This is a genomic window from Streptomyces aurantiaciflavus (assembly GCF_049808595.1).
Taxonomy (GTDB): Bacteria; Actinomycetota; Actinomycetes; order Streptomycetales; family Streptomycetaceae; genus Streptomyces.
Genome location: NZ_JBNCAQ010000024.1, coordinates 141,926 through 148,957, shown reverse-complemented (window position 1 = coordinate 148,957; position 7,032 = coordinate 141,926). Strand labels below are relative to the sequence as shown.

The 7,032-nt window shown below is 73.6% G+C and carries 5 protein-coding genes and 1 pseudogene; 5 read left to right on the top strand and 1 reads right to left on the bottom strand.

Translation table 11 applies throughout. The features are described from left to right. Together ACPT94_RS27300 and ACPT94_RS27295 are read left to right on the top strand one after the other, a co-directional pair. Nucleotides 1-206 (top strand): annotated as a pseudogene (locus ACPT94_RS27300) (hypothetical protein); the annotation flags it as partial. A 41-nt stretch (nt 207-247) separates the two neighbouring features. Beyond that, nucleotides 248-784: a cysteine hydrolase family protein gene (locus tag ACPT94_RS27295; protein WP_360341481.1), complete on the top strand. Its 537-nt coding sequence runs from the start codon at nt 248-250 to the stop codon at nt 782-784. Nucleotides 785-868: 84 nt separating this feature from the next. Here ACPT94_RS27295 and ACPT94_RS27290 read toward each other — a convergent pair whose 3' ends face one another. After that, a complete protein-coding gene (locus tag ACPT94_RS27290; protein WP_425247053.1) occupies nt 869-1,300 on the bottom strand; it encodes a cupin domain-containing protein in 432 nt (143 codons plus the stop codon). 630 nt (nt 1,301-1,930) lie between these two features. On the opposite strand from ACPT94_RS27290, the gene ACPT94_RS27285 reads away from it, so the two are divergent. The 3 genes from ACPT94_RS27285 to ACPT94_RS27275 all read left to right on the top strand — a co-directional run bounded on the left by ACPT94_RS27285 (nt 1,931) and on the right by ACPT94_RS27275 (nt 6,941). Next, nucleotides 1,931-2,695 carry a hypothetical protein gene (locus tag ACPT94_RS27285; protein WP_425247061.1) on the top strand — a complete coding sequence of 255 codons (765 nt, stop codon included), beginning with the start codon at nt 1,931-1,933 and terminating at the stop codon, nt 2,693-2,695. A gap of 207 nt (nt 2,696-2,902) precedes the next feature. Continuing rightward, on the top strand, nt 2,903-5,005 hold the full coding sequence (locus ACPT94_RS27280; RefSeq protein ID WP_425247060.1) for a DUF1996 domain-containing protein: 2,103 nt from the start codon (nt 2,903-2,905) through the stop codon (nt 5,003-5,005). Nucleotides 5,006-5,249: 244 nt separating this feature from the next. After that, the gene (locus tag ACPT94_RS27275; protein ID WP_425247059.1) at nt 5,250-6,941 is read left to right on the top strand and encodes a tetratricopeptide repeat protein; all 1,692 of its coding nucleotides are present in this window, start codon (nt 5,250-5,252) and stop codon (nt 6,939-6,941) included. Nucleotides 6,942-7,032 lie beyond the last annotated feature (91 nt).

Here is a 7,032-nt window from a genome sequence, read left to right as displayed (position 1 = left end):
GCCCCGATGCGCGGGCCGGGCCCACCGGCCTGTCGTCACCCGCCGCACCCGCCCGCCGGGCGGACCCGCCGCGAGCGTCCTACGGTGGGGGAGCGGCCGGGGTCCTCCGCGACCAGCGTCCGCTCCCGGCCGGTGCCGACTTCTCCCACTGTCAAGCCGGCCGGGACCCGCACCAGCCCCCGGCGTTCCCCGGAGCGGTCGAGTGACCCCCCGTCAACCCCGCGCGCCCGGGGGAACCCATGCGGACATGGGCAAGACCGCACTGATCGTCATCGACATGATCAACACGTACGACCACGCGGACGCCGACCTGCTCCTGCCGTCGGCACGCAGGGTCGTCCCGGTGGCGGCCGCACTCCTGGACCGGGCGCGCCGGGCCGGCGTCCCCGTCGTCTACGTCAACGACAACTTCGGCCAGTGGCGGTCCCACCACGGCGAACTCCTCGAGGCGGCCCTCGCCGGCCCGCACGCGGACCTCGTCGAGCCGCTGCGGCCCGACGACACCGCCCTCTTCGTGGTCAAGGCCCGCCACTCGATCTTCTTCGAGACGCCGCTGGCCTACCTGCTCGACCAGGAGGGCATCGACCGGCTCGTCCTGTGCGGCCAGGTCACCGAGCAGTGCGTCCTGTACTCGGCCCTCGACGCCCACATCCGTCACCTCGGGGTCACCGTCCCGAGGGACGCCGTGGCCCACATCCACGCCGACCTCGCGGACGCCGCGCTGCGGATGATGGAGCGGAACATGGGGGCGCGGGTGTGCGACAGCGGTGAGCTGTGGAGGTGAGGAGCACGGGATACGCGTCGGCGGCGCCGTGCGATGCAAGCAAGGAGCGCCCGACACCCGTCCGCGGTACCGCCGCCCCTCGCCTCAGCGGCGCACGGCCGCCTCCGGCGCCGCCGCGCGCGTGGACAACGGGCTGCCGTCGGGCTGGAAGAACAGGGCGACGATGGACAGGGTCTCCGTCCCCCGGTTCTCCGCCTTGTGCACGCCCTGCGGTCCCACCGGCTCCACGATGCACTCCCCGGCGGGGGTGACGCAGTCGGATCCGTCCGCCAGTGTCCGGGTGAGCGTCCCGGCGGTCACCACGGCGACGACCCGTCCCTCGTGGTAGTGCCAGGGCAGCTCACCGCCCGGCGGGATCTCGTACCGCGCCACGACGACCCGGGTGCGCTCCGGCACGGCGAGGGCGAGCCGTTCGGTGAGGAGACCGTCGGCCAGCAGGGCCGGTACGGGGTCGACCGCGGGTGGGGCTGCGGGCGGGCCTGCGGGTGGGGCCGCCACGGGCGACGGTCCGCTCACGCGGCACGCTTCCGTGACGTGCGAGGGCCCATGGTTCCGGGGCCGGTCCGGGTGGCCTGGCGACGTAACGCGGCCGGTGTCATATTCCGCTGGTCAGTGCGTTCCACAGGGTGAGATTATCCCACCGGTGTTACGCGGTCGTGACGGGCTGTCAGGTTCTGGTGAACGCCTGGGGGTGGTGGGCTGCCCTTGGCCGGCCGGCGCGGCAGCCCGTGACCTTGCCCACACCCGCCCACACCGCGACGGCCTCCGGCCCCTCCGCACCCCCGACGACAGCGCCGCCGCCACGGCCTGCCTCCCCGGCCCGGACGCGAGCTTCCTCAGCGGCACGGACTCCTCGTCGAGCGCGGTGTCGACGCGGCCCTCCCGTCGCGTCGGCTCCGGCGTCCGGCCTGATCGCGGGCGGGCCGAGTAATCCTCGACGGCCGTCCTGACGTCTACCAGGGCGAGTGACCCCGGCGTGCGGTCCGGCCCCCCTCGGCCGCACCGTTCGCACGGGCACGGGATCGGGCCGTACACCCAGGTGTGCGGTGAGCGGTTGGGGAGACCTTGGGCATCGTGGGTCAAACACAGGAACGGCGTCACGGCGGGAGCGAGTGGCGCGGTCATGGCGCCGACACCGGGAAACGGCTGGCCGGCGCGTCGGCCCGGGCGGCCGCCTTCGTCGGGCGCACGCTGTGCGCCGAGTGGCACGCCATCGTCGTCGATCCTGTACGACGGCTGCGCCGGCGCGGTCCCGGGGGGCTGCTGCTGGCGTTCGTCGCCTGCGGTGGCGTGATCTTCTTCCACGCCCTCGCGCAACGGCCGGCCGGTGCGGACGTGGTGCGCGCCGTGGGCGGCGTCCAGGGCGACCTGCCTCTGTGGCTGGCCCTGCTGCGCACCCCTGTCTCTCTGTACGTCCCGGCGCTCGACCTGCCGGTGTGGGCGGGCATCACCCAGCTGTTCCTCGCGTTCGCCCTGTCCGAGGTCACCCTCGGCCGGGCCAGGACCCTCGCGGTCGCCTACGCGTCCACGCTGGCCGGCACCCTGACGGCACGGGTGATGATCGCCGCGGGGCCGGACCGCTTCGGGTTCGGACTGCCGCCCGAGGCGGGGGAGGTGCTCGACACCGGACCGTCCGCGGCGGTCGTCGGGCTCTTCACCTACCTCTCGGTGGTCCGGCGCGCCCCGGTCGTCTTCTTCCTCACCGGCGGCTCCATGGTGTGGGAGTCGATCGCCAAGCCCAACCTGGCCGGGCGCGAACACCTGATCGCCGTCGCCGCCGCCGTCGTGCTCGGCCTGCTGCACGGACAGGGAGACCGGTGGCGGCGGATCCTGTTCCGGCGCGCACCCGAGGCGGAACCGGAGCAGACCCCCGAAATGCTCGCGAAGCCGCAGGGCAGGGTGCCACTTTGACGAGGTTCTCCTATGAGGTTGCTGTGAATTCGCGGGGCGGTTGAACGCCGCGGTGTCCGGCTGCGTATAGGGCCGGGGGATTTTCATGTCCTGGCCGCCGACGACGTTTTGGAGTACCCCGTGGGACACAACAGGCGCAGGCGCCCGACGGGCGGACGGCGCGCGACCTTCGCCGCGGTCGCGCTGATGCTGGGCGGCGGAGGGCTCATGGCCGCGAACGTCTACGCCTCCGCCACCGAGGACGACGCGGGTGGGCCCTGGACGTCGGGCTCCGTCACCATCGACTGCCCCGACGTCGGCACCCGGCTGACCGACGTGCCGGAGGCGGCCGGCGCGGAGGTCGACCGCGAACTCGCCCTGCTGGACCAGCAGATCGCCGCCGCCTACCGCCAACTCCAGGACTCCGCGCAGGCCGTGCGCGAGGACGTCGGCTTCGCCGACAACGCGGTGATGAACCCGCTGAAGGAGAAGCGCGGCGCGACGATCGAGCGCATCGCCGTCGCCATCGACCGCGTCGGCGACCGCCCGCAGGGCCTGGAGGAGCTCGCCGCCTGCACCCTGCGCACCGCCGACGACCAGGCCGGCGCGGCGAACTCCGGGAACGGCGGCGGCCAGGACCAGGGAGCCGGTCAGAACGACGGCCAGGGCGACAACGGCCAGGGCGACAACGGCCAGGGCGACAACGGCCAGCAGGGCAACGGCGGCCAGGCCGGAAACGGTCCTGTGGCCGCCGACTTCGTGGACATCACCACCGTCCAGCCCGCCCAGCAGGCCGCGGACCCCGCCGCCGGCCCCTCCGGCGGCACCTTCGCCTCCAGCTGCGGCGTCAACGAGAACGGCGTGTTCAACTCCGACAACGTGATCGTCGCCCCGGGCGTCACCAACGGCGCCCACCACTTCCACGACTACGTCGGCAACCAGGCCAACGACGCCTTCGCCTCCGACGAGGACCTCGCGGGCGGCGACACCAGCTGTGTGGACCAGGGCGACAAGTCCTCGTACTACTGGCCGGTCCTGCGCCTGCAGAACGGCACCCAGGAGCAGGACGCCAACTCTCCCGGCGGTGGCATCGAGGGCAACGCCGGTGAGATCGTCACCCCCAAGCAGGTCACCCTGACCTTCGTCGGCAACCCGCGGTCCAAGGTCACGGCCATGCCCCGGCTGCTGCGCATCATCACCGGCGACGCCAAGGCGTTCGTCAACGGCACCGCCAACGCCAACGCGTCCTGGAGCTGCACCGGCTTCGAGGACCGGCAGCTGAAGGACAAGTACCCGCTCTGCCCGGACGGCAGCGACGTGGTGCGCACCTTCCGCTTCCAGAGCTGCTGGGACGGCACCAACATCGACAGCGCCAACCACCGCACGCACGTGGCGTTCGCCGCCGCCGACGGCAGCTGCCCGGGCGGCTTCCAGGCCATCCCGCAGCTCGTGCAGCGGATCGTCTACGACGTCGACGCGCCGAGCCTGCAGGACGGCGGCCGTACGACCCCGCTGTTCGCGGTGGACTCCTTCCCGGAGCAGCTGCACAAGCCGGTCACCGACCACGGCGACTTCATCAACGTCTTCGACGAGGGTCTGATGAACGAGATGGTCGACTGCATCAACGAGGGCCGCACCTGCGGCGCGGGCTCCGGCGCCGGCGGCGACAACGGAGGCGGCGACAACAACGGCGGGGGCGACAACGGCGGCGACGCCGGCGGTGACAACGGCGGAGGCGCCGGCGGCGGTGCGGGCGGCGACGGCGCCGACCAGGGCCAGGACCAGGGTGGCCAGGACGGCCAGGACGGCGGTCAGGGTCAGGACCAGGGTGGCCAGGACGGCGGTCAGGGTCAGGACCAGGGGCAGAACCAGGGTCAAGGCCAGGACCAGGGCGGCCAGGACCAGAACCAGGGCCGGGGCGGCCAGGGCCAAGGCGGCCAGGACCAGGGTCAGGACGGCGGCCGGCAGCAGCCGCCCGCCCAGAACCCCCAGGCGCCCCAGGGCCAGCCGAACGCGGGCGACGCCGGTTCCGCCGACACTCCCGTCAGCGCGGAACCCCGCGCCGACACCAGGCCGACGACCAAGTCGACCCAGGCCCCGACCGCGCCCGCCCCGGACACCGGCGCGGAGGGCGACGCCGGCACCGCCGCGACGGCCCCGCAGCAGACGCCGCCCCCGGCCGACGCGGGCGACACCGTGCCCGTGCCCGCGCCCCAGGCGCAGGGCGGCCTGGCCGACACCGGCGCGAGTCTGTGGCCTGCGGCCGCCGGAGGGCTCCTGTTGATCGGCGGTTTCGTCCTCCTGCGGCGTACCGCGAGGCGCCCGTACTGAGCTCCCGCCGAGGGAACCGGGCACGTTCGGGTGCACCCGGACGCGACCAGCTCCTCCTCCACCGGGACGCGCGGTATATGTCGCGGGGGGGGGCCGGGCACGGGCCCCCCCGCCCCCCCCCCCCCCCCCCCCCCCCCGGGCCGGGGGTGGGGGGGGGGGGGGGCGGGCCGCCCCCCCCCCCCCCCCCCCACACCGGCACCGGACAACCGGGCGGCCGCGCGAGCAGGGGAGCACCATGGAAGACATGGAGTACGACTACGACCTCGGCACCCACGGCCGGCCCGTCACGACAGCCTCGGCCGAGGCCCGACGCTGGTTCGACCGGGGCCTGGTCTGGTCGTACGGCTTCCACCACGAGGAGGCGGTCTCGTGTTTCGAGGCCGCCGTCCGGGCCGACCCCGACTGCGCGATGGCCCACTGGGGCATCGCCTACGCACTCGGCCCCAACTACAACAAACCCTGGGAGTTCTTCGACGACCGGGACCTGGCCGGGACCGTCGAGCGCGCCCACGCGGCCGTCGAGCTCGCCCACGACAAGGCCGCGGACGCCACCCCCGTCGAACGGGCCCTGATCGGCGCCCTGCGCGCCCGCTACCCGCAGGGACGGCCCGCGAAGGACTGCTCGGTGTGGAACGCGCCCTACGCCGACGCCATGCGCGCCGTGTACGAACTGGCCCCGGACGACCTCGACGTGGCCACCCTGTACGCCGACGCCCTGATGAACCTGACGCCCTGGCAGCTGTGGGACCTGCGCACGGGCGAGCCCGCCGAGGGCGCGCGCACCCGGGAGGCGCGGGCCGTGCTCGAGCGGGCGCTCGCCACGGCCGCCGGGGCATGGCATCCGGGGATCCTGCACATGTACGTCCACCTGATGGAGATGTCGCCGTCCCCCGAGACGGCCCTGCCGGCCGCCGACCGGCTGCGCGACCTGGTGCCCGACGCCGGGCACCTGCAGCACATGCCCTCGCACCTGGAGGTGCTGTGCGGCGACTACCGCGCGGTGGTGTCGGACAACACGAGGGCGATCGCCGCCGACGAGAAGTACCGCGAGCGGGCCGGGGCGATGAACTTCTACACCCTGTACCGGTCCCACAACCTCCACTTCAAGATCTACGGTGCGCTGTTCCTCGGCCAGTCGCAGGTCGCCCTGGAGGCCGCCGACAGGCTGGAGGCGTCCCTGCCGGAGGAGCTGCTGCGGGTGGAGAGCCCGCCCATGGCGGACTGGCTGGAGGCCTTCCTCGCCATGCGTGTGCACGTGCTGATCCGCTTCGGCCGCTGGGCCGACGTCCTGGAGCTCCCGGAGCCCGCCGATCCGGAGCTCTACAGCATGACCACCGCGATGCGGCACTACGCCCGCGGCGTCGCGCTCTCCGCGACCGGCCGCATCCCGGAGGCCGAGGCGGAACGAACGCTGTTCCACGAGGCGGTCGCCCGCGTTCCGGCGACCCGCATGCTCTTCAACAACACCTGCGCCGACATCCTCGCGATCGCCGCCCTGATGCTCGAAGGCGAACTCGAGTACCGCAAGGGCGACCACGAGGCCGCCTTCACCGCCCTGGAACGGTCGATCGAGCTCGACGACAACCTTCCCTACGACGAACCCTGGGGCTGGATGCAGCCCACCCGCCACGCGTACGGCGCCCTGCTCCTCGAGCAGGGGCGGGTCGCGGAGGCCGAGGCCGTCTACCGCGCCGACCTCGGCCTCGACGACACGCTGCCGCGCCCCTCCCAGCACCCCGGCAACGTCTGGTCCCTGCACGGCCTGCACGAGTGCCTCCTCCGGCTCGGCAAGGAGGGCGAGGCGCGGATCGTCGCCCAGCAGCTGAAGTTCGCGACCGCGCTGACGGACGTACCCGTGGAGGCGTCCTGCTTCTGTCGCCTCGACACCGCCGCCGGGACCCCGGGCGCGAGCGATTGCTGCGGCATGGACAATTGATCGACCGGCCTCCCGGGATGCCGGGCGGAGCCCTCGTCATGACCATGGACGCAGGGGTCACAGGGCGTCCTGGGCAGGCGGGAGACTCATG

Excerpts from the sequence above, each read along its gene's own strand:
- ACPT94_RS27295 (WP_360341481.1), top strand. The coding sequence starts at position 248 with ATGGGCAAGACCGCACTGATCGTCATCGACATGATCAACACGTACGAC.
- ACPT94_RS27280 (WP_425247060.1), top strand. The coding sequence starts at position 2,903 with ATGGCCGCGAACGTCTACGCCTCCGCCACCGAGGACGACGCGGGTGGG.
- ACPT94_RS27275 (WP_425247059.1), top strand. The coding sequence starts at position 5,250 with ATGGAGTACGACTACGACCTCGGCACCCACGGCCGGCCCGTCACGACA.